The organism is Clostridium sp. AF19-22AC, assembly GCF_003479085.1.
GTDB classification, from domain to species: domain Bacteria; phylum Bacillota; class Clostridia; order Lachnospirales; family Lachnospiraceae; genus Faecalicatena_A; species Faecalicatena_A orotica.
In genome coordinates this window covers 353,757-378,221 of record NZ_QUGN01000001.1, presented here as the reverse complement: position 1 = coordinate 378,221, position 24,465 = coordinate 353,757, and the positions used below count along the sequence as shown (strand labels likewise).

At 46.3% G+C, this 24,465-nt stretch carries 14 protein-coding genes; 1 reads left to right on the top strand and 13 read right to left on the bottom strand.

The window, feature by feature from the left end; all coding sequences use genetic code 11:
• Positions 1 to 10: 10 nt before the first annotated feature.
• A complete protein-coding gene (locus DWX43_RS01710) occupies positions 11 to 1,000 on the bottom strand; it encodes an ornithine cyclodeaminase family protein (RefSeq protein ID WP_118618390.1) in 990 nt (329 codons plus the stop codon).
• Positions 1,001 to 1,182: 182 nt separating this feature from the next.
• Between DWX43_RS01710 and DWX43_RS01705 the strand changes: the two genes are divergently transcribed.
• Positions 1,183 to 2,469: a sigma 54-interacting transcriptional regulator gene (locus DWX43_RS01705; RefSeq protein ID WP_109731532.1), complete on the top strand. Its 1,287-nt coding sequence runs from the start codon at positions 1,183 to 1,185 to the stop codon at positions 2,467 to 2,469.
• A 97-nt stretch (positions 2,470 to 2,566) separates the two neighbouring features.
• Here DWX43_RS01705 and DWX43_RS01700 read toward each other — a convergent pair whose 3' ends face one another.
• From DWX43_RS01700 to DWX43_RS01640, 12 genes are all read right to left on the bottom strand, one after another.
• On the bottom strand, positions 2,567 to 5,275 hold the full coding sequence (locus tag DWX43_RS01700) for a GGDEF domain-containing phosphodiesterase (RefSeq protein ID WP_118618388.1): 2,709 nt from the start codon (positions 5,273 to 5,275) through the stop codon (positions 2,567 to 2,569).
• Positions 5,276 to 5,283: 8 nt separating this feature from the next.
• Positions 5,284 to 6,837 carry a sensor domain-containing diguanylate cyclase gene (locus DWX43_RS01695; protein WP_118618386.1) on the bottom strand — a complete coding sequence of 518 codons (1,554 nt, stop codon included), beginning with the start codon at positions 6,835 to 6,837 and terminating at the stop codon, positions 5,284 to 5,286.
• A gap of 25 nt (positions 6,838 to 6,862) precedes the next feature.
• Positions 6,863 to 8,329: a GntR family transcriptional regulator gene (locus DWX43_RS01690; protein WP_330582209.1), complete on the bottom strand. Its 1,467-nt coding sequence runs from the start codon at positions 8,327 to 8,329 to the stop codon at positions 6,863 to 6,865.
• 49 nt (positions 8,330 to 8,378) lie between these two features.
• Complete coding sequence (locus tag DWX43_RS01685; protein ID WP_243099228.1) at positions 8,379 to 10,940, bottom strand: ATP-binding protein; 2,562 nt, start codon at positions 10,938 to 10,940, stop codon at positions 8,379 to 8,381.
• A 38-nt stretch (positions 10,941 to 10,978) separates the two neighbouring features.
• Positions 10,979 to 12,922: an extracellular solute-binding protein gene (locus tag DWX43_RS01680; RefSeq protein WP_118618384.1), complete on the bottom strand. Its 1,944-nt coding sequence runs from the start codon at positions 12,920 to 12,922 to the stop codon at positions 10,979 to 10,981.
• Positions 12,883 to 14,997, bottom strand: a complete 2,115-nt coding sequence (locus DWX43_RS01675) for a diguanylate cyclase (protein WP_118618382.1) — start codon at positions 14,995 to 14,997, stop codon at positions 12,883 to 12,885. The genes DWX43_RS01680 and DWX43_RS01675 overlap by 40 nt, the downstream gene beginning before the upstream one ends.
• Before the next feature lie 20 nt (positions 14,998 to 15,017).
• Positions 15,018 to 15,371, bottom strand: a complete 354-nt coding sequence (locus tag DWX43_RS01670; protein WP_109731526.1) for an Hpt domain-containing protein — start codon at positions 15,369 to 15,371, stop codon at positions 15,018 to 15,020.
• Positions 15,372 to 15,665: 294 nt separating this feature from the next.
• Complete coding sequence (locus DWX43_RS01665; protein WP_118618381.1) at positions 15,666 to 17,054, bottom strand: MFS transporter; 1,389 nt, start codon at positions 17,052 to 17,054, stop codon at positions 15,666 to 15,668.
• A gap of 48 nt (positions 17,055 to 17,102) precedes the next feature.
• Positions 17,103 to 18,074 (bottom strand): NAD(P)H-dependent oxidoreductase, encoded by a 972-nt coding sequence (locus DWX43_RS01660; RefSeq protein WP_118618380.1) that lies wholly within the window; start codon positions 18,072 to 18,074, stop codon positions 17,103 to 17,105.
• 499 nt (positions 18,075 to 18,573) lie between these two features.
• Positions 18,574 to 20,970: a helix-turn-helix domain-containing protein gene (locus tag DWX43_RS01650; RefSeq protein ID WP_118618378.1), complete on the bottom strand. Its 2,397-nt coding sequence runs from the start codon at positions 20,968 to 20,970 to the stop codon at positions 18,574 to 18,576.
• 143 nt (positions 20,971 to 21,113) lie between these two features.
• Positions 21,114 to 22,313 (bottom strand): NADH-ubiquinone oxidoreductase-F iron-sulfur binding region domain-containing protein, encoded by a 1,200-nt coding sequence (locus tag DWX43_RS01645; RefSeq protein ID WP_118618377.1) that lies wholly within the window; start codon positions 22,311 to 22,313, stop codon positions 21,114 to 21,116.
• A 4-nt stretch (positions 22,314 to 22,317) separates the two neighbouring features.
• Complete coding sequence (locus DWX43_RS01640) at positions 22,318 to 24,432, bottom strand: FAD-dependent oxidoreductase (RefSeq protein ID WP_118618376.1); 2,115 nt, start codon at positions 24,430 to 24,432, stop codon at positions 22,318 to 22,320.
• Positions 24,433 to 24,465 lie beyond the last annotated feature (33 nt).

Genomic DNA, 24,465 nt, shown 5'->3' with positions numbered 1-24,465 from the left:
TTTCCTCCTCTTATGACAAATCAATTACTTTCCCTATATTCTGTTCTTCTGCCCGGCGGTAAATGATATCGCCCACCGCAATATCAAGGGCTCCCATCCCCATGTGTGTATACACAATGATCTCGTCATCGTTTTCTCTTCCCGCACATTTTCCTGCAGCCACTTCCCCAAGGTCTCCTGTTACGTTTTCCATGCTCAGGTTGTATGGTGCAAGATACGGTGCTTTGATAATCTGGTGGTAATCCGTATCCTTTGAGCCGAGGAACCATTTATCCGCCCTTCTGGAACATTCCGGATCAAGGTCGTTGAAGGAGTACAGGCCGGATACAAAGCAGCCTTTCTTCAGCCAGTCAAACATGACAACCGGTTTTCTTGCAGTTGTCACAAGCAGAACAATATCTGCCGGTCTGACTGCATCTTCCGCATTCTCCCATGCTGTGATTTTTATCTGGTTTCCAAATTGTTCTTTTACATTTTCCAAAGCGGCCGGATTCCTGTCACATACACGTAATTCTTTTAACCCGGGGAAGGCGTACAGGAAACTTTTAATTCCCGCTATTCCTTCTGCCCCGCATCCGACAACAGCAAGTATCTCTGAAGACTTCTTCGCAAGATACTGTGCGGCAACGACTCCGTGCCCTCCCGCCGTACGCATCGTAGTAATCGCGGTCGCCTCGATAATTGCATATGGCTGGCCATTCTCTTCATGGCTCAGAATCAGAAGGTTCCCATAGGATGAAGGGATCCCCTCCTGCTGGTAGGTGTACATATTCACCCACTTCATTCCAACAATGTTTTTTTCTTTCAGATGTGCAGGCATTGCAATCAACATGTTTGCATTTTCCTTCCCCATCCAGATCGGCTCTTTTACCGGATGGAATATCCGTCCGTTCCCCAGAGCCTGAAAGGTAGAGTCTACCGCCTCCAGAACGTCTTTAGGAGATACCAGGTTTTCTACTTCTGTTTTAGAAATCATTCTTACCTTAATTGGATAACTCATAACTTTTATTTCCTTTCTTTTTATTCTTATTAATCTATATAGCAATCTTTGTGCCAACTTTTCTCTTAACTTAATTTTTCCTTATAAACATGGCGTTTTTTTCTTTTAAATTGACAACTCTTTTTTACGGATTTATAATCAGTATTATAAAATGATATTAATATCAAAGGTGGCTGATACTAATGAAGCAATATACCAGAAAAGAAAAGATTTATCAGGCAGTACTCGAAGCGACTGCACAGTTTTCCCCCAAAAATCCGGAGATGAATATAGAATCCCTGCATATTAGTTCTCTTTCAGAGAAAACAGGAATCAGTCCGAATAATATAAGTATGGAGCTTGGCCGCCTTTTTTCCGACGGACTTGTCATGCGTATCAAAGGCCGTCCTGTTATCTATTTTAGTATTTCTGTGTTAGAAGAACTGTTAGGCAGGCAGCTTCCTACATATGAATTCTCTTCAATGGATGCTTTCTGCGATTTTCTGGATCCCCCCTCCCCATTATCTGAAGGGCAGAATGGGGACAGCTGTCTCGATGCATCCGTGCTGTCTGATTTCGATTCTTTAGTCGGATGCAGAGGAAGTTTAAGCGCCCATATTGAACAGGCAAAAGCGGCTATTTTGTATCCTCCCCACGGACTCGATACACTGCTTACCGGGCCGACCGGAGTTGGTAAGAGCCATTTTGCGAATTCCATGTTCGATTTCGCAAAAAAAAGCGGACGTATCTCACCGTTCGCTACCCTGATTACTTATAATTGTGCCAGTTATGCGGAGAACCCGCAGCTCGTCATGTCGCAGTTGTTTGGTCATTCAAAAGGGGCATTTACCGGAGCCGATTCTGATAAACCGGGACTTGTTGAATTGGCTGATAAAAGCATACTTTTCCTTGACGAAATCCACCGCCTGAACCCGGAAGGGCAGGAAAAACTATTCCTGCTTATGGACAAAGGGATTTTCCGGCGCCTCGGAGAGACGACAAGGACAAGACATGCGGATGTCCTCCTAATCTGCGCCACGACTGAAAGCCCCCAGAGTGCGATGCTCAGTACCTTTCTCCGCAGGATTCCGGTGCAGATCAAGCTCCCCTCTCTGGCGGAACGCTCTGTCGCAGAACGCCTGCGGCTTGTTTTATTCTTTTTCTGGAGGGAGGCTGTCAATCTGAAGAAAGAAATACGGATAGACCGCAAGATTATCAGTACGTTTGTACATTATGACTGTCCAAATAACATCGGGCAGCTTTCTACTGATATATGCCTGACCTGCGCAAATGCCTATTATAAACACCTGCTGCAGCATAAAGAACATCTGGAAATTGAGTTTAGCAATCTGAACCAGAATATTGCACTCTCCCTCTTCACAGTCGGCGGGAGCAGTAAAATATTAGATACACTTCTTAGGGATATTCCGATTGTGATACGGTATAATTACACACTTCAGGATATATTGGATAAATATTTAGTGGCATAAAACAAGTCCGTAACTCCATACAAAATGGGCAGGTCCCCTCATTCATGAAGGGCCTGCCCGCTTTTTAGCTATGGCTGTACCTATTATCCGCAGTCTTTTATCTTTCTTTCAAATGTTTTATAAATTTCTCCTCCGGCATCGGCTTTGCATAATAATATCCCTGTATATAATGCACACCTGCGGAAGAAATCAGTTTTTGTTCCTCTTTATTTTCCACCCCCTCGGCTACCACAATCAGGTCGTTTACCCGTGACATCTCTACAATAGATTTCAGCAGCGCATACTGTTTTTTATTTGTCAGTATCTGCTGTGTCAGTGAACGGTCAATTTTGACGATGTTCACAGGAAGATTTGATAAATAGTTAAGGCTGCTGTAGCCTACCCCGAAATCATCCAGAGCGATATTAATCCCTTCCCGGCGCAGCCGTTCCAATGTATCAGCCGCACGGTCAATGGACTGGATCAGAACGCTCTCGGTGATCTCCAGCGTAATCCGCCGTGGATCGACATGGGATGCCTGGATCAGCTGCAGCAGGTGCTCTGCGCTGTTCCCAACCAGAAGCTGCTGCACAGACAGGTTGATACTCATACGGTTAAGCCCCAGCGATTCACCATAGTCCCGCATAAAGGAGCAGGCGTGGGCCAGCACATAATCGCCAAGTTCTTCCACCATTCCATTGCGTTCGGCAAGCGATATGACCTGAAATGCAGAAAAATAGCCCCCCTTGCCGTCCCGAAGGCGGACAAGCGCCTCGGCTGCCTGATAGCTGTCTGTTTCCAGATACATCAGCGGCTGATACCACACTTCCAATGTCCGCTGCTGGATTGCTATACGCAGCCGGTGTAAAATATCTGCCTCTGTGCGCACCATATCGTCCAGTTCCGTATTATAGATCACAATATTTCTGCCTGACGTTTTAGAAAAGCTCATGGCCGACTGAATCCGTTCAAGCAGAACACCGGGCGTTCCCCCATATAACGGATACTGACAGACAACAAGGCGGATCTGCAGGGGGATAGACAAATTTCCCGCCATGACAGGGCGTGTCAGTGTCTCATGAAGATGTTCCGCAAAAGAGTCCGTTTTCTCCTTGGAAAGTGAAACTCCCAGAAAGACATCACCGTTAATACGATACAGGTATGAACCAAAAGTCCTTGACATGCGCCTCAGTACTTCATGCAGTATGTCATCACCCACATCCGCACTAAATAGTTCGTTATACTGGCTGAAATTACAGATATCAATACAGAAAAGACTGAACGATCTCTTAGGATCATAGGAAATCAGCATATCTGTATCCCTGAAATATTTCGACCGGTTGCCGACGTTGAACACCGGATCAAAGTAAGCCAGCTGTTCCACCTGTTTGTGGTAACGGTTAAAGGTCTTGGACAGTTCCATCATATCGAGGTCTGTGTACTCGTCAAATATGACATCATCTTTCCCCTCAATGAGCTGCTCGCATTTTTCAGTCATCATCCGTATAGGGGATTCCTTTCTTATCTCGTCATAATAGGCATGAAACAGTGCTTCCATTTCTATCCCCGCCCGTCCTTTTCCTGTCTGGCAGGACGCATATTGATAACGGGCCAGAAGGAAGTTCTTCTCAGCCCCGATACGGACCTTCAGCAGGAGTTCCAGAGACAGTCCTTTTGCAAATTCTTCCTGCTCTGTCCCGCTCATTTCATCACGGACAGCAAGAATGAAATTTCCTGAACCCAGATATCCTGCCAGATACGGGCTGCGGATATACTCATCCAGACGTCCGGGAATGCTTTTTAGAAAAGCAGACTCTTCTTTCGTTCCGATCAGTCTGGCTGCCTGGCTGTAACCTTCTATGGAAAAATAAAACAGTATGACAGGAATGCGTCCGCCAGAAAGCCATCTGTCCAGCTCCTTAGTGAATCCTTTCTGATTATAAAGTCCCGTAGCTTCATCCATTAATTCGAGTCTTTTCAGGATGCGTTCCCTGTCAAAATGCCGGTAAACCAGATAAGCCAGCACCATCAGGAGACCTGTAAGCACCGCACATACCGCCGCAAGGCCTCTCTTCTGCACCGGGCTCATCCAACCGTTGTCAGGCTGGATGCTGAGATTCCATTGGCTGGGCAGATAGAAGGTAATCTTTTCTGCCTCTGAAAAATCAACATTATCCCCTGTACTTGCAATGACTTCCTTGGCACCTTTCTGCGGTTCTACCCTCCAGAGTTCATAATCATATCCCTGGGCGGATAAGCTGTCCAGAGCCAGCTTTTCCTGTACATAATCCCAATTCAGAGCTACGACAGCCTCCCCCTTATAAGCCCCGTTATCCAGAAAAGGCTGCAGGAACAGAAACACTTTTTGCTGTTCCGAACCAATCTCCAGCGCACTTGGCCCTTCCACAACCAGCTCCCCGACTACTTTAGCAAGTGTATAGGCATAGGAAAAATCCTTCAGGTCCCGCCCGACCAATTCAGCACACTCCTCTTCCGGCAGCGCACTTACAAGGGTATCTCCCTCAAAAAGGCCGACAAAGCACACCTCTTCCCGCTTTAAAAGTGATTCCGACGCAAGATTGAACCATTCCGTTTCTTTACCGCCTGACACAAGGGCCATTTGTGCCAGAGAGTCCGCCTCATTCATGGTTCCCTGCAGCTGCAATATAATCTTGTCATTATAATGATATAAAATATTCTTGGCTTCCCTTTGCCGTATACTGATCATTTCGCTGCGCAGATACATTCCTAGTACTGTGACCACGGCAAAAATAAACAACAGCACACCGGCAAAAGAAAGAATCCGCTTTCTGCTATACTTCTTCATCCTAATCCTCAATTCTGGTGAATATGATAGTATCCTTTACCATTTTGCTTCACATGGTAGAGAGCCTCATCTGCTTCGAAAATCATACGTTCCAGCTCTATCCCCGGCTGGTATACCGACACGCCTATACTGCACTGTACCGGAATATTCTGACCTCCGGACGGAATTTTAGACTGGAGACGCAGGATCAGCCCATCGAGAACATCACGCAATTCTTTTTCATCATCCAGACTGGTCAGAAGCATGACAAACTCATCCCCGCCATAGCGCCCTACCACACCGTCATACTTCTTCTCGTACTCCCTGAGAATGTATCCCACACTTTTCAGCGCAATATCACCGCCGTCATGCCCACATGTATCATTGATGTATTTCAGGTTATCCATATCCACAAAAAACAGGGCTTTTACCAGCTTCGGATCTGCATTTTTCAATTGCGCTTCCGCTTTATTGAGAAACACGGTACGCGTAACCACGCCGGTCAGGCTGTCTGAGAGGCCGTCACTGGTCAGGCGGAGAATTTCATTAAAATCAACATTTTCGGGCCGTTCATTCTGATAAACCCTTTTTTCCAGTTCTTCCATCGACTGCACCAGCATTTTTACAACCTGCATCTGTTTTTCTATATAACGCTTCAGGAACAGCAGCAGAATGATACAGGCAAATACCGCCAGACATACTACAAACAGCAGAGAGGGTAGTATTTGAAAAAATACATCGCCAAAGCTGACTGAGCATAAGATGTCCCAGTTTGTGTTGTCTACACGCTGATAAGCCGTATAACAGATGTCCCCGCCATGGATGCTCCAGTACCCTCCGGTCTGTGCGGCAAGCAGTTTCTCTTCCAGTTTATCTGATGTTGTGCCCAGCAGTTTATCGTCCCGAAGTGCCTCCATTACCGGGTCACCGTAAGACAGGTCCGTGGTAGAGGACATAACCTGTCCCTGAGATCCTAACAGAGTCGCATTGGCATTCACTTTCCCTGCCGACTCTTCCAATATCTGGACTACTTCATCAAAGTAAATGGCAGAAAAGAGGGCGCCTGTTATATTGCCCCCCTGATCAGTCAGGGGGACTGCCACTGTATAGTTCAGAGTCTCGCCGTCCGCACCTGCCGCAAAACTGTCTGTAACCTGCCGCTGCCCTGTGGAAAACAGGCGCTGCATATAGTCCCTGCTTGCAAGGCTGGCCGGTTCAGCCCCATCAGAATAAACCAGAATATCCTCATCTACATAACACATCATCATAAAACCAAAATAGGGGCTCATCTGATCCAGTCTCTTCACTTTAACGATAGGCTCTGTCTCAGGATCATTAAAATCCGGAAAACTTGCAAGAGCTTCTAACAGGTCAACTGCACCGGTAACTCTCTGTGATATTTGTGCCTGAGCACTGCTTAATGCGGCTTTTGCATCTGACTTCATACGGCCGGCAGAGAGTATAGCTCCCCCCGCCATGATGAAAACCATAACTAATACACAAAATATCACATTATAACGTATAATCGGGAAAAACGATACCTCCCACTGACCACCTTTGCCATTGTTTTTCTTTCGTTTCATTTCTTATACCGGATCCCCTTTCACCCTACTTCCATAGCGAGCTTCCATCATAAACTTCCATCGCGGCCTCATAGTATCCCAGTCTTTTACATTCCTGAATAACTAAGCTGCGGATGTCCTCAAACAGCAGGTATGTCTTCCCTGGAAAAACTTCCTGGCTGCCTTCACTAAGTGTATCCAGTGCTTCCACACATTGCTCGTGAATTCTCGTGTTAACAGGCGTTTTATTCGTATCAAGCAGGGCCGGAATACTGCGTCCAATCCTAAAGTTCCTCTGCAGCAGTCTATAGATTGCCTGAAATGCATTGATTCTCAGATGCTCTGTTATGAAGTCCAGCAATATGGCCGGAGTACGCTCGTACAGGTATTCTTCATTCCACAACTGGTCCATTTTTTCTTTTACTTTTGCTATTTCTTCCTGCCTGATATTCGGAACCGCGCAGGCTGCCGCCCCTTCAATGGTTAAGACAAGTAATTCCAGACTGTCCAGATAGCGCCGGACATGGTAAGCAATTAAATCTGCCGGAATCTGGATCTTCCTCAGTTCAGCCAGATCCATCTCCACATAGATTCCATTGCCGCGGACCGTTTTTACAATTCCCCATTCCTGCATCAGCTGTATTGCCTTTGAGGTTGTATCCACACTGACATTATAAATTTTCTGCAATTCCAGATGGGAGGGCAGTTTATCCCCCGGCAGGTAGCGCCCCATTGCAATCAGGCTGAGCAGATCCATATACACTGCCGAATACCTCAATTCGGCGCCCGCCAGAGGTTTTTCCAGATCTTCCCTTCCGAAAATAACAGCAGAATCGGCCGGAACACGAAATGCGGGCTGTTTTGCATATGTAAGTCCGTACAGTTCAGACAGGTCGTCGAAATAAGCACTTTCCGATGGATCCCCCCGCTCTATGATCTGCAAAAAATCATCTAGCTGTTTATAAAGCCGGCTCCTGATTTCAGCCGTGTCTTTCATTGGTTTCAGGTCTTCAAGCCCCAGACTGTCTACCGTGCTCAGACTCAGATTATTTTCATTGCGTGCTATAAAAAATCTTAAAAAGCGTTTCGTCTGTACCCAGAACTCTTCCCCGTTTTCAACATCTATATTTTCCAGAATCCTGCGGGGTATTTTCAGGTCCTCCTGCTCACACAGCGCAATCCCGTTTTTTATCACCGGGTAACACAGCAGCACACCGGTCTTCAGGAGGTCGTTTGTAATCGTAGTATCAATTTTCTTCATCGCAAGCTTTGTTACCTGATGTTCATGGGCATGCCCCCTGCTCACAACGGGCCTCTTTCTCTGCTGTGTCTGAATCAGGCCCTCTTCCTCCAGCTTTGCAAGTGCATGCCGGATTGTTTTCTCCGAAGTTTGAAATTCCCTGCTCAGGACCTGCCGTGACGGAAGGCTCGAACCTGCCGGCAATAAGCCACACTCAATTTTATTTTTCAATATCTGGAAAACCCGCTCATATTTCATGCTATCGTAATTCAAAATGATAATCACCTTTCCTATTCTTCCACTTTATATGTGTCAAATGATATCATTCTTTTTTTGATTTATCAACCAGTGCCTCCGCATATGTGCGGCAGACATCCTCCATAACGAAAGGCTTTGCAATATGTGCATTCATACCAACATCCAGACATTTACGGATGTCTTCCTGAAATGAGTTGGCCGTCATTGCAATAATGATAACGCTTGCTGCATCAGAGCGGGAAAGTCCGCGGATTGCGCGTGTTGCCCTGTATCCATCCATAACAGGCATCTGTACATCCATTAAAACCAACTGATACTCGCCTTCATCTGATCCTGAAAATATATCAACAGCCTCCTGGCCATTCTGGGCCGTTGTGACAACAGCGCCTGCATTTTCAAGCAATTCTACTACAATGTACAGATTAATTTCATTATCTTCTACAACCAGTACCCTGACACTATTTAATATATCAGGCTCCTCCTTTGCCGGAAGGGACTGCTCTTCACCGCCGAGTTTTTTCATGAGCTGTACGATATCCCGGTGAAATGCAGGCCTGCACAGAGTTGCATCAATCCGGCACTGCCTTGCCACATCATCCAGCTCATCCTGGTCAAATCCCGCTGCGACTATTTTAAGCTCCGTATCTGGGAATTCCTTTCGGATCATATCCGCCATAAGCTTCATCTCGTCACAATAATCCAGTTCTATAATACATATTGAATAAGGTCCTCCGCTCTTTACCGCTTCCTGTATACTGCCTTTCTCCCTGACATCCACCGGGCGGACTGAAAATCCCTCTTTCTTAAGAACACTGGCCAGATGGGTTTCCCGCTTTTTATCCCTGTTGATAATCAGGACATGTTGGCCAGTTCCACATGCTTCTCCATCGATTTCCTGCATTTCCTGCGCACAGGTGAACGGCAGGTCCACCCGGAAAGTACTGCCTGAACCAGCCTGACTGGATACTGTTATGGTGCCGCCCATCATCTCCACAAAGTTCTTCGTAATAGGAAGGCCCAGTCCGGTCCCACCATACTGGCGGGAAATTCCACTGTTTTCTTGCGTAAATGTCTCAAATATACGTTCTATATTCTCCGGAGTAATCCCCCGGCCGGTATCGCGGACCTCAAACCTGAGCCATAAAACTCCCGCTTCACGACGCAGTTCCTCGGCAGTCAGACTCACACAGCCATTTTCAGGCGTAAATTTCATTGCATTTGAGAGCAGGTTGGTCAGAATCTGGTTGAGGCGGAGTTCGTCGCCGATCAGGAATTCTTCCAGTTCTCCCCTCATGTATATCTTATAAGAGATTTTTTTACTCTTCGCCTGCACATAAAATACCGTTGTCAATGCCCGCAAAAGCTGTCCAAGATCAAATTTTTCTCGATGCAGTTCAATCTTTCCACTTTCGATTTTAGCCATGTCAAGGATATCGTTGACCAGAGCAAGCAGGTGCCTGGAAGAGAGGGTGATCTTCTCAAAACAGGTACGGATACGCTCCGGTTCCCCAATATGGTTCTTTCCAACTTCGGTCATGCCGATAATACCGTTGAGCGGTGTTCTGATCTCATGTGACATCTGGGACAGGAAGTCGCTTTTTGCCCTGTTTGCCTTCTCAGCCCGTTCCTTTTCCATAAGCACGAGTGCACTACTGCGCTTTTCATTGCGCCGCAATAGTAAGAAAAACGTGATAATTGTAATCAGAATCGCTGAAAATATCCCTATCCCCACTAAAAGCATCAGATGGCTTAAATATGCAATCTGGTCGTTCACCGTCTGATACGCCATACTTGTAACGACGTACCATTCCGTTCCCGGAAGAGGCATATAATAAAGGTACTCATGATTTTCCCCGACACTCAGCAGTGTCATACCGCTTTCCCCCGCATCTACCGCAGCATGAAAAGACTCCATGTCAAAACCCTTGTCGAAAACAGCCTCCTGCTCATAAATTGTAAAAAGATTCGTACCATATGAACCTGTCCGGGAGAAAGCGCTTTTGAGCACAAAATCTCCTTCTCTGGTTATAATATCTGTATAGGAATCTGTCTCTTTCTCACTGTCCATCCCAAGTTTCGCCCCGATATTGGCGGTGTGGATCCCGGTAATCACAGCAACGAGTTTTTCATCCCCGAACTGCATGGGGTTGATAGAGGTCCCCAAAAGAAGTGTATTGCTCTCCCATATATTTTCGTTCACAGAAACCAGCCTTTTGGAGCCGTTTATTAATTGGTCCAGTGCCGATATTTTTGATATCACGGGAACCGTATCTTTCGGAGAATAGGCAATCCCTTTATCCGTTACCAGTGCAATATGCGTAAAGTCATTGTCTATCTGGGCCTTTTTCAAAAAATTCCTAAGACTTTCTTCATCCTCCAGATCGTATTCTGATACAGAAGACGCAATGGTGCGGATTTGGGAAAACTGGCTTTCCAGATTTGTCCGGAAATGGCTGCTGATCTGCACAGTCATTTCCTTCAGGTAAATCTCACTGATATTCGTCACGGTACGTTCCGTTTCTTTACTAAATACAGCAGACGCAAACAGGCATAGGAAAGAAACCATAAGAATCAGCGCAGAGATAAAAATAAGCGTCCTATATTCTTTCTTTCTTTTATGTTGCATTCTCAATGGGACTCCATCCTTTCTGCATCGTAAATAATTTATTTGTCCTGTGCTAAATCGCAGATTCTTCCTTCAATCCGGACATCAACAGCGGCATCGCCGTGTTTCTCGAAATACAATGCCATTGCATCCCGGTAAAACAGCCCTGTATCTTTTACCAGTGTCACACTGCCCTTCGGGGTATCGTCATCGTAGTAATTCAGCATCGTAAACCCGTCGCCGTTTCCTTCAGCATAACTGCCTTTTCCTGCCATATAGTCATTCACTGCAACTTGATATTCCCCGTCCGGATCAAGATCTGAGCCATCCGGCATCTTCACGCTTACCAGCCTGCTGCCGGATGGTCTGCTGCTGTCAAAATTATACTGAAGTCCTGAAATTTGCAGAAAACTTCCGCCAGGAAACTCATCACTACAGGTTTCCAGCCCTTTTTCCAGCATATCCCACACAGTCTGCCCCTTCATTTCCAGCACAATAATCTTATTATCAAAGGGACATACTGCGGAGAGGTCCCCGCCATATACCACCCCTTCATAAAAGCTGGCCCGGATTCCGCCTCCATTGATTACCGCGGCCTGGGCGCCGGAAGCATCCAGGGCACAGTCCGCAATGAAATTACCAAGTTCTGTTTCCCCGCGCCTTGCATTAAAATTTTCCAACAGAAGATCGTGATCCATCTTACCTACAACAGTAAAATCATATCCTGACTCCGCCGTGCCTTCATAGTAAGACTTGTCAACCTCCTTAAGTGCTTCTCCCACCGTCTTTTTGCCGGCCAGCACTTCCCGGGCACAGCCCCCCAGATATTCCACAGTCTTGCTTGGAAACAGTACATTATAAATATAACCTGATTCTACATACTCTCCCACACCTGCCGGAATTCCAGCTTCTGTCTGCTCATAATCTAGCAGACAGGATATACCCGTTCCCAGATCCTGATTCAGCGCTTCCTGTCCTTCAGGGGTAGAAAGTATAGCTAAAACGCGTTTGCAGGCGTCCTCTTTTTCTTCACTGATGGCATTATTGATTCCTATGAGTGCGGAGGGTGCAAACAGGAACCACGGTTCATTCCCTTCCTCGCTGAAAAGGGGGAGCATACGGTAGGAATACTCTTTAGACGTACCTTCTTCCACCGCTTTTTTATTTTCTGCAACACATTCATAGTACAAGGCAGAGTCACCAAATGCAGCGGCAAGAGTTCCGTTCCCCAGTCTGCGCCGGCAGAGTACTGTATTACGCTGTCGTGAAATCGCTGTTGGATCCATCAGCCCCTCTGCTGCCAGCGTATCCGACAGCACGAAGCTTTCCTCCCATACCCCGGTAAAAGTTGCTTTCTTATCCCTGAAATCAGACAGCCACTGCACGCCCTCCATTGTACCAAGGAAATCGGGAACCATACAGCCGACATAAAACATCCCTACCGCCGCATTATAGTCACTATATATGGAAAAATTGGCATGGTCCCCGCCGACACCAAGTCCCTTCTCTTTCAATTCTGACAGCGCTGCCACCAGTTCCTCATTCGAAGTGGGAACTGCAAGGCCCGCCTCTTCAAACAGTGTTTCATTGATGATATATCCGCTGTATACACCGGGAAACGGGATGAGATAGGTCTTCCCCTCCAGCTTGAGCGCATTCATAATTGTACCGTCATAGGCAGCACTGGTCTTCGTGTCACTCAAGTCCATCAGATATTTCTGCACCAGATTGCTGTCCGGGTGCGCGGCTATCACAAGGTCCGGCCCGTCCCCTTTCTCCAGCCGCCGGATCTCCTCACTGGAATAGGGTGATATTTCCACCTGCAGGTCTATGTCATCATAAGTGGACTCCACCAGCTTCTCTACATTTTTAAAGTTGCTTAAATAAAGAATCTTTACGACTGTTTTTTCCTTCGGTTCCTGTGTGGCACAGCCTGTGAGCAGGCCAAATAAAATAGCAATACTCAGCGTTCCTGCAATCCGTCTTTTTGTTCTGCTGCGCATAAAGTTTCACCCTTTCTTTCCTGTCCTGTCTCCAAATCCATATGATATGGCAGCAATATTGTCTGCATGGAATCCTCATAGAAGCGGTACTGGTTTCTTCCGGCCTGTTTACTTGCATACAGAGCCTGATCTGCATGAAAGAACAATTCTTCATATGTCGTACCGTTCTCTTTCGCTAAAGCAATTCCTATGCTGACTGACACATCCACTCCATCATAAGACCCTGATACGGTATGGAAGACACGTTCTGCCAGCCTGCCTATGTGCTCTTTGTATTCTACATATACTAAAAATTCATCCCCGCCGATGCGTGCCACAACATCTGAATTACGCACACTCTTCTTCAGCCGTGATCCAACAGTCTTCAGCATCTTATCTCCGTAAAGGTGCCCGTACTGGTCGTTTACACTTTTAAATATATCCAGATCTACAATCATGAGGGCCGCTTTTTTCTTCTTCAAACAGGCAAGATGCTGTTCAATTTCCTTGCGGGCATAATTCTTGCCGAGCAGTCCGGTCAGATCATCATGCATAGCCTGCAGGGCCAGCTGGTCCAGTGTATTCTGTTCCTCATCATTGTCAACCAGTTTGCCGATGATCTTTGTGGGAGGAACATTCTCGTCCAGCCCCCAGATCGGACGGACCACCGCCTTATACCAGCGTCGCTCCCCTTTGATTGTCAGGCGGTAAACCTCACTGACGATCGGTTTGTCCGGCGTCACCTGTTTCAGGCGGGAATGCAGGTCCCAGAAATCCTCTTCGGCAAATATCTTAAATAATTCGGGAGAATTTCGCGGATGGGGCACACTTTCCGGTATCCCTGCCTGAGCAGCGCCCCATTCAGAAATAATCAGTGTATCAGATCCATAAGTATACTCGAACTGTATCTCTCTGGTCAGGGAGGCATAAAACTGGTATTTTGTCCTCTCCTGTTCCAAAAGATCCAGTGTCCTGTCAGAAACTCCGTAGTTATTGAGTCCCTCATATGTCAACTCATGTATCTGGTCCCTTGTTATTTTTCCTGCCGAGCGAAGTTTTACCTCGCTTTCCAGATGATCCTCCACTGCTTTTAATGCATCCAGCAGGACCGGATTAAATACACCGCATTCACCACTGAAAATCATTTCCAGTGTCTGTTCGTGGGAGTAAGCCGGCTTATACACCCGTTCACTTGTCAGGGCATCATATACGTCTGCCAGAGAAACAACCTGGGCCGCAATGGGAATCTGTTCCCCTTTCAGACTGTCCGGATATCCTCCGCCGTCATACCGCTCGTGGTGCCAGCGGCAGATGTCTCTCGCCACCTGTACCAGTTCTTCATCCTGATAGTAGGTAAGGTCTTCCAGCATCTCGGACCCGATTACGCTGTGGGTCTTTATGATTTCAAATTCTTCTGCCGTTAATCTGCCCGGCTTGTTCAGGATTTCTCCCGGAATTGAAATCTTCCCGATGTCATGGAGGGCTGAGGCATTCGTCATAAGTGCAATCCTTGCCGGTGTTAAATGATACTGGCTGCATGTCCTTTGCAGCTGCCGCAGCAGCAGTTCGGTTATGGTACGGATATGCAGGACATGGAGGCCGCTTTCGCCGTTTCGGAATTCAACTATGTGGCTGAGGATATCAACCATGACCACATTATTTTTTTCCTTCTCTAATATCTGATCTGTAACGATATTCTCCAGATACTTCTGTTTTGCATAAAGTTTCACTGTATTCTCAATACGGTGACGTACGGTCATCTTATGGAACGGACGGCTGATATACTCCGCCGCCCCCAGATTATAGGCATGGTCAATATAAGCAGCTGATGTTTCGGAAGATACGATAATGACCGGAATATTATTGAGCATACCGTCACGGTTCATAATTGTCAGTACATCAAATCCATCCAGCTTTGGCATCACAATATCCAGCAGGACAAGAGCGATTTCAGAATGGTACCTCTTCAGATAATACAGGGCTTCTTCGCCATCGCAGGCCTCCAGGACCTCATAGTCCGGAGTTAGTATATCTGCCAATATGGCCCGGTTAATTTCCGAATCATCGGCAACTAGTATTTTTGTATTCTTTGTCATTGTTCAATGCCCCCCGGTATCTAAGAATCAAGCACTTCAGACAGAACGGTATATGTTTCCTTATATACCTCTTCTAATTCCGCAAAAGATGGCTGAATGTTGCTGTTATATCCCCTGCTGCGTAAAGATTCTGTAAGTACAGATGCCTTTTCCGCCAATATTGTAAGTCCCATGTTCAGTGCAATTCCTTTCAGAGTATGAGCCGCATTAAAAGCAGATTCATAATCCTCTCCCTCCAGCGCCATGCAGATATCTGTATAACTCTCATCCCTGACTAATAAGCTAATCAGCCGCAAAAGCATATCCTCCCCAACCCGATATGTCAAATCCACATAATTCCCGCCCAGTTTTTCATAGGCTTCTTTGACTGTCATAAATGATTCCTTTCTACACATTATACTGAGTAATATATACCCGGCATGTGAAATACCAATAAATTTCCGACAAGTATCCTGATATCAGGCATGACAAATGCAGGATCCAATCTTGGTTCCTTATCCAAATAATTATAAAGTAAAGTACCTTATTTTGCAACTAAAATAAGTGATTTCATGATTTATGTAAGATTACTATGTTATTATTTATTTCATATCAGTAATGTATATATTTTTATGATTATTATATAAAAAGGCAGAAGCCGCCGCTTCTGCCTTTTCCCACACATTATTTTATTCTGCTGATATCGTATGTTTTGCTTTATCCCTTTCAGTCAGACGTTTTCTGACTCCTTCCATGTATCCCGGTTTGTCCAGATTATAGATTAACAGTGGAATAATTCCAATGAAAAAGACAATACCCGGAAGCAGGTTAGCTGCCAGATTAATTCCCTTCTGGATATGCGGGGTCATCTCCACACCGCCTGCATATCCGAATGCTCCCATGACTAATAAAAACAGAGAGTTCGCGATTGCTGTAGCCACCTTGACTGCACAGCCCTGGAATGAGAAAGCCATTCCATCATTACGATATCCATATTTGTCATCAAAATCATCGATTGCATCAACCATCATGCCTGCCCCGCATGGTCCTGCCACATAACCCAGTCCATAAACGATCAGAATCACAAAGTCAAACACAATATTCTCATACGGGCCTACGAACAGGACAATCAGCGCGCCTCCCTGGATGATCATGGATAGAATCCCCACATTTCGCTTGCCGAACCGGTCGATAATTTTCGGTGTAAATGGCATAATCAGGGTTCCGACAATCATCTGCATCATCATAAATACGGTTACAAATGTAAAATTCTGTACGCAATATAAATAGAAGTAAACGGCAACAGAAATACGTCCCAATATACCAAACATATTGAAGAAACTGTAAAGCATCGCACATACCAGGTTCTTGTTTTTAAATACCAGTTTCAGACCTTCCCTGACTTTTCCCTGACTCTCTTTCTTCACCGTAATCCGCTCTTTTGACAGAACTGCAACTGCCCAGAACATCGGCAGGGCGATAGCCGCCAGTAAGACAGCCGTGGCCTGGTACCCTGCGGCCTGGTCTCCCTTTCCAAACCAGAGAACCAGTTTCAGTACAAAGAGGTTCAATACGATCTGGCCGATCGTCATACCCATCATCTGTGCTGCATTCAATTTGTTAATTTCCTTTTGGTCACGCGTCATAACAACCGGCAGCGCCGTGTACGGCACATTTGTCATTGTATAGGACATACCCAGGCCGATATATGTAATATAAGCATAAGCCAATTTCGCAGGTCCGCCAAATCCCGGTACGGTAAACGTCAGAACTGTGAATATTACAAGGAAAATCGCCCCCACAAAAATGTACGGTCTGAATCGTCCGTATTTCGTGTGTGTACGCTCCATCAGAGTTCCCATCATCGGGTCATTGATTCCATCCCAGATCTTGGCAACCAGCATTAACAACGCAACTGCCCCTGTTCCCAGGCCGAATACATCTGTATAAAAAATGGAAAGATAAGTGCTGACCATCGTCCATGATAACTGGGACGCAAAATTTCCCAGACCATATACAAAATAGTGCTTTGCAGTTAACGGGGCCATGCCATATTCATTCAAATTATTTTCTTTCATCTTTATCTCCGCTTCCTAACATAGTGTTTAAGTTTTCCTAATGCTGCCTTACATGTTTGTGATTGTTTCCTCGAATCTCTCGTATTTTTCCATCATCTTCGGAAGCACATCTTTGTTAGCAACCAGTTTCGGAACACAAACTTTTATCATATTCTGAATTTCATTGTAGTGCTCGTAAATTCCAGTATTTGTATACCTTGCCCTTGCAATCTCTTCTTCTGGGAAATCAACCTTTACTTTGTCACCTTCCACAGAAAGTTCACCCCAGATTCCACAGATCGGGCACTCTACTTTTGTAGTGCCGTTCATACTCAGAAGCGGATTATGGCATACCGGGCAGACCCCTTCATCGCCAACCCACTCCTCACATTCATCATAAGGCTTTCCGATAGACCGGGCAACTGCATCTCCCAGTTTCGCACACTGCTCCATCAGCGCCGGGTCAAACAATGGGTGTCCCGTTCTTCCCTGGTCATAAGCGTCCACATGTCCTACACATTTCATACAGAAAGAGAATGAAAATAAATCCAGCATAGGCAGTCCCAGTGAAACCCAGTTGTGTGTCTGTGCCCCTCCTACGGAAATGTATCCCACATAACGGTCCTTAAAGTACCTCGGATCCAGAAGCTCGTCCTCAGACTTACCTTCTGCAATACGCTTCTTATTCTCTTCCAAAAGTGCCGCCCTGTCATGTGACGGGCCAAAACGGTCCACAAAATTCTTAAACTGTCCTACGATTCCAACTGCATAAACCGGAGCTGCAATAATAATACCATCTGCATCCAGACACGCCTCTTCCAGAATATGGTAATCATCCTTCATACAGCAGTGAATCTCCCGTTCCCCCTTGTCACGGTTACGGCTGCAGTAATCACATGCCCGGCAGTGTCCGATATCCATACGGATCGTATTGATAAACTGCACATCAGCACCTGCCGCTTTCGCTGCAAATAACGCCTCTTTTACCATCACATCGCTGCGCTGGTTTTTTCTTCCAAAAGAAATACCCAATACCTTCATATTTTCCCTCCATTTGTAAATTTTCTTTGTATCTCTACTCTACACTTTTTTGCATAATTCCGCTTTTCTGACACTCCTGTATCAAGGGGAGAATTTTTGCTTTCATTTTCAGCCCCAATCAGAAACAACAAAAAAAGGAGAACATTTTTTGTTCTCCAAATACGGGGACAGGACTGAGCTTTTTTCAGATAACAGATGGGGGCGCTGATGGCGGGGTGGGGAATACTCCTGCGGGGGCCTGTGTGCTGCTTCTGTATCCTGAACGCGTGCTAAGAAGCTGTAAGTGAAAAAACGGGAAAAAGGAAGGTACACGCCGCATTCAGTCCAAAACCTGATGGTTTTGAACTTCAGGCGGCACCAGAATTTGTTTTGGAAAACAAATTCTGCCCTTCCTTTCCCCCATTTTTTCACCAACACCTTCTAAAGCGTGCTTTATGGATACAGAAGCAGCACACAGGCCCCCGCAGGAGCATCCCCCACCCCGACAACCGCTCCCTTTTTATAAGCTGTACTGGTATTGTATATCCAGCATTCTGATTTCCTGTGCTTTGAGCACGTTCTCGATTTCCAGCACCCCGTCTTCTACCAGTACGGTTCTCATTATAATTGACGGTATGGCACTGTTTTTCAGATATTCCAGTTCTTCTTTGGCGAGTCCTTTTGTATAGTCCATCTGTTTCCAAAGATCCTGTACACTTCCGTTCTCTTTGTTGACATAATGCATTTTTACGATATAGCTGCCGTTTTTCACATTGCTGATGCAGAATTTCCTCTCGAGCGGGTCCATGTCCTCCATGTAGTTGTCCAGCTCCCGGACCTTGATCTCGTCTTCTTCCGTAAATACATATCTGGAAGAAAGTTTTTTGAAATTATGGCACCCAATGACATAGCGCCCACGCTTATTTGTTGTTACGATAGCGTTTTCATCCTTATAGATGACATAAGGCAGAAGCCGGTTTATGAAAGAGAAGGCGTAGAATGATGGCTTGCGGATGCCGTCCCTGGAGATCAGGCCTGAATCTCCGTTTAGTATGGTATTTGTGTCATAGTAATCGGAATACAGATCCAGCGCATGCCAGTACGCCATAAAATCGACTGTACCTTCCATGTCAATATAGTTTTTCAGGATATAGGCCCCCTGTTCACAGCTGTCGTTCAGGACGTTGCGGTTGGAAATGGTAAAATTCCATTCATCAACATGAAGCTCTATATTTCCAATCCCGCTCTCATCCATTGCATTCTGCAGGATATCAATCTGATTCTTCATATATTTGCTGTCGATTGATTTTCTGCCATATCTTGTCTCATGGTCTGTAACTGCAATATACTGGAAGGAACAGACGGAGAAGAAATCCGGGGTGATGTTCCGCTGTTTCCATAAATTTAGTATATTGCTGCATACGTCTAACTCATACCCGAGTATCAGGCTGGCACCCCCGACGCGGATGTCTGGGGAAATTTCTTTCAGTGTCCTGTAAATCATCTCAAAATATGGATAATATTTCCCTTCAGCCTCTGTCATATTGAGCTGTGGATCATTCCAGTATGCAAAATACCAGCTCTCCAGTTCCTCTATCCCATAGCGGTTAACCAGATGGGTGCAGAGCTGTTTTATAATTTCTTCGAAAACACTGTACTGGTAGATTTTCCGTTCCTCTTCCTGTCCTTTGACACTCCGCTCCGGGGTATACATAAACAAAGTCGGCTTATGTCCCAGTTCGAGATATGGCTTCATGTGGTTTTCAACCATAAAATCCAATACCAGATCCAGTTTTCTGAAATTGTAGCCTTTTTTCTCGAGAAAACAATGTTCCTTTGAAAGAATATTCCATATTTTTACATATTGGATTCCCGTTGTCTGCTTCAGTTCTTTAAGCTGTTCCTGTACATCTGACTGCAGGATGGTGTATGCATCCCCAAGCACGACTGCTTTTCCGAAGTCATTGGTCTTTCCGGTTATCACGGCAGCATCCATATGGCATATCCGGGAGTCACTGATTTCCGCCTCATCTTCCTGCCTTTTCAATTTCAGGTATTCGACAATCTTGAGTTCTTCCTCTTTTGTAAGTTCCCTCCTGTCCCGCGGTGTGGAATTTTCCTCCTGCATTAGCTTCCGGTATTCACTGGGCGACTCCCCGTGTACGTCACGGAACGCTTTGGTAAATGCGGCAGAAGTAGGAAATCCATTGTCCATTGCTATATGAGTAATATTCTTTTTGGAGTACAGAAGTTCATCTACGGCGTGAAACAGGCGTACATTGTTCAGATATTCCATAAATGTCAGGCCGAGGTGTTTCTTTATGTATTTAGAAAGATATGCATTCGAAAGAAACAGCCTGTCTGCCAGATCGTTCAGGCTGATCTGGCTCTGGTAATTTGCCTGAATATAGTTTTGAATCTGCCGTATCCGGACGCGGTCCTGAGAATCCTCTACATTCAGACGGATGTCGTCTGACTTCACAAGGAAATTGCCTGCAAGCACATACAGTGTTTCATAATAAAGGGCATTCATGCGGAGTGCATCCTTATTTTCCTGTTCAAAATAACGGTCTATAATTTTGTCCAGAAGTATTCTCAGTTCCTGAAAGGCTTCATTCTTGTCAATAACCGAATTACACCAGAAAAGGAGCTGCATGGATCCAAGCTGTTCCGCCAGCAGATGGAAGTCTATCTCAAATCTTGCCATCAGCAGTTCCCCTTTTGCTGCCAGGGTATGGCGTTTATTGGCATTGATTAAGAGAATATCCCCTTTTTTCATCTGGTAAACTGCATCATCTATCTTCACCTCAAAATGTCCGCTCAGCAGATAGAACAATTCCGGATCCTGATGATAGTGGGTACATACCTCCGGCTCTGTCAGAAAATAAAGCTGCATCAATTTCCGCCTGTTATCCATACTTTACTCCTCATTTTCGTATATTACATTTTGATTTTCATTATATATCTGATTAATCGTAGTATCTCTATCAATCATCTTATTTTATATTGCACTTATTTTCAAGCGAATTTTCAAAAACGAAAACCTAATAATTTTATATCCTAATGTTTTTTAAACTTGCCTACTTTTGTTAATCTGTTCGGCAGCTTCGGCACCTTGCCCGTTGTCCGGATGATTGCCCCTGCATCGCAGGCGTCTATACATTTTCCGCATTTATCGCAGTCGAAATCGTCAATCATATGGATGTATTTCGGTTTTCCTTCGATGCAGTCTTTTGGACATACATCCGCACATTCCCCGCATCCTTCGCATGCTGACGGATTGATGTAGATATTGACGAAAGAACTGCACACACCCGCCGGACAGTTTTTCTTCTTGATATGTGACTTGTATTCCTCCTCAAACAGTTCCACTGCCGAAAGGGCTGTTTTTGAGGATTCCTGTCCCATCGTACAAGGGGTGGAGATTGTCATTGCCTCACCGATTTCCTTCGTCAGGTCAATAAATTCCATCTTTCCCCTGCCTTCCGTGATTTCCTTCTGCATATGGTGCAGCTGGAGCAGTCCTTCCCTGCAGAAAACACATTTCCCGCAGCTTTGCTTTCTGGATGCGGCAAGCTGCTTCTCTGTCTCACATACTACGCATTCCTTTTCTGTCAGAATGTTCAGGACGCCGTTATCGATTCTTGCTTCCTCCACCGTCATTTCTCCCTGTTCGGGCAGATAATACCGGTATCCTGCCTGAATTGCTTTTGCTTCCTCCAATTCTGCAAGGTCCGATATTTTCGTGCTGCATGTGGCTTTTTGAAGGGCCCCTCCATTAACAGAGACATAAATTCCTTTTTCGTATGTACCGAGGAACACCTCCGCCAGCTGTGCGGCCGTCACAAGATGAAGCAGTACACAGCCCTTCGATTCACGTATATTCACAAGGCCCGTTACGACTTCAATCCCATACTTTTCTGCCGCGGGCTTCACTGTCTCAGAAAGCCGGGTTTCATATTCCGGGATATGCAGAACCTTTTTACCAGCCCCGGCAGCATATGCGGCAATGGAGATTCCCTCCATTACTTTCTCCGGCTCTGAGCGCAGAATTTCCAGAAGTACACCGGATGTGTCCGCATTATTCAGTGCCGCCACGACTCCCGGTTCTTTCTCTTCCTCCCTGCACTCCTTGAGGGCATTTTCGAAACGGCGGGTAAGTGTTTCCCGGCACAGGCCATATTCCTGCAGCCCTGAAGCTTTTATTTTCTCAATTACCTGTTCTTTACTTAGTCCTACGGCATTTTCTAAAGCACTCATATCCCTAGACCTCCTTACTCTCTGCAAAATCGCCCCACAGGCTTGGCCTGGAAATCTGAAGACGCAGGTCGCACTGCAGACAGCGTCCGGCTTCCGCACAAATATCCGACTCACAGATTCCGTGGTCAAATGGGCCAAAATGACTGCCTCGTTCCTCAGGCGGATCGATTGCCGGCTGTTTCCTCTGTGCATAGCCGAATCCCGGACACTGGCCGATATAAGGTTCCGGTTTCTTTACGGGTGCAAGAATTTCAGAAATATCCCCGTCTCCTCCCAGATACCGGTCGATCTGGCTTGCCGCTTCCCTTCCTGATTCGATCGCCATAATGACGGATTTTGTCCCGTAAATAGCATCGCCCGCCGCGAAGATTCCCGGAACCGAGGTTGATTTGTCCTGTTCCATATCCTTCACTTTAATGCTGTTGCCCCTTCCGAGTTCCAGTCCGGCTTCCTCTGTAATGTCCGGTCTCTGGCCGACCGCGAAAATAACGGTGTCCGCATCAATGTGGTGTTCAGAGCCTTCTTCTTTTTCGATGATCGCACGGCGGTTCTCATCAAAGGTAAAGGACTTCACATTCATGAAATCAACCCCTGTCACATGGTCTGTTCCTGTAATCCGCTCGAATGTCTGGGCCGGATGTACAAAAATGCCTTCCTCCTGTGCCTGTTCGATTTCTTCATCATCTGCCGTCATCACATCCCTGGCTTCCAGACATGCCAGATGGATTTCCTCTGCGCCAAGCCGCTTTGCAGTTCTTGCACAGTCAAACGCTACGTTTCCTCCGCCAAGGACAATCACTTTTTTCCCGAGGCCGGTTTCATTTCCGAGGCTTACGGCACGCAGAAAATCTGTATTTATGATGACTCCGTTAAGCCCACTGCCCTCCATAGGCAGGCGTACGCCTTTATGCCCGCCGATTGCCATGAGGACGGCATCGTATTCCTTCAATAATTCTTCCGGCTTCTCTACCTTTGCATTCACTTCGATCTGTACGCCCTGATCCTCAATCACCTTTACTTCATCCGCAATGATTTCTCTTGGCAGACGGTAGGACGGTATCCCATAGGCCATCATGCCGCCGGGTGTGGGCAGTGCTTCTTTTATGGTTACCGCATGGCCCTGTTTGCGCAGATAATAGGCCGCTGTCAGGCCCGCAGGACCTCCGCCTGCAACACAGACTTTCTTTCCTGTATCCGGCAGTTGTTTTCCTTTGCCCTTCCATAAGGAACCCGTGTCATGCTCTGCCGCATACCGCTTGATGTCACGGATGGACATTGCTTCATTGACTTCTTTTCTCTTACATTCCAGCTCACAGGTATGGGTACAGATATGCCCCAGCGCGTTCGGGAACGGCACTTTCTCACGGATGACCGCCGCCGCCTCGTCGTATTCGCCGTTTTTCACATGGCGGATATAGCGGGGGATGTCTGTATGGGCAGGACAGGCGTACCGGCACGGCACAACCGCATCCTCTTTCTTTACTTCCTGATTCAGCACCTTGTCCCGGATCGTCCCTGTCGGACATACTTCCACACATGCACCGCAGAAGCGGCAGTCTGCATCTTTCAGCAGTTTATCGTGGAGCGTGCCCACATAAGTTTCCATTTCCTTTTTCTGGTAATTCAGAACCTTGACTCCCCTCAGTTCATTACATGCCCGCACGCACCTGCCGCACAGTACACAGCGGTTCATATCGTGCAGGATCAGCGGATTCTCTTCTTTGGGACGGAAACCTTTCGTACGCATCTTAAGCCGCCCGGTTTTCGGTCCGATATACTGGATCAGCATCTGGAGCTCGCAATTACCATACTTCGGGCAGGTGGAACAATCTTCGGGATGCCCCGTCAGTAAAAGTTCCAGAGCCAGCATCCGAAGCCGCTCCACTTCCGGCGTTTTCGTATGAATCCGCAGCCCGTCTCTCGCTTTTAGTGTGCAGGCCGTTGTCACCTGGTCTTCTCCTTCTACTTCAACCACACACATCCTGCATGACCCAAGCGGGCTCAAATCCTTGTGGTGGCACAAATGTGGAATATAAATTCCTGCTTCCAATGCACATTCAAGCACATTTTTATTCTCCGGCACGTCCAGCGTTTTCCCATCTATGGTAATGACTGCCATAACACAACCTCCTCTACTTTGGCCTGATTTTCT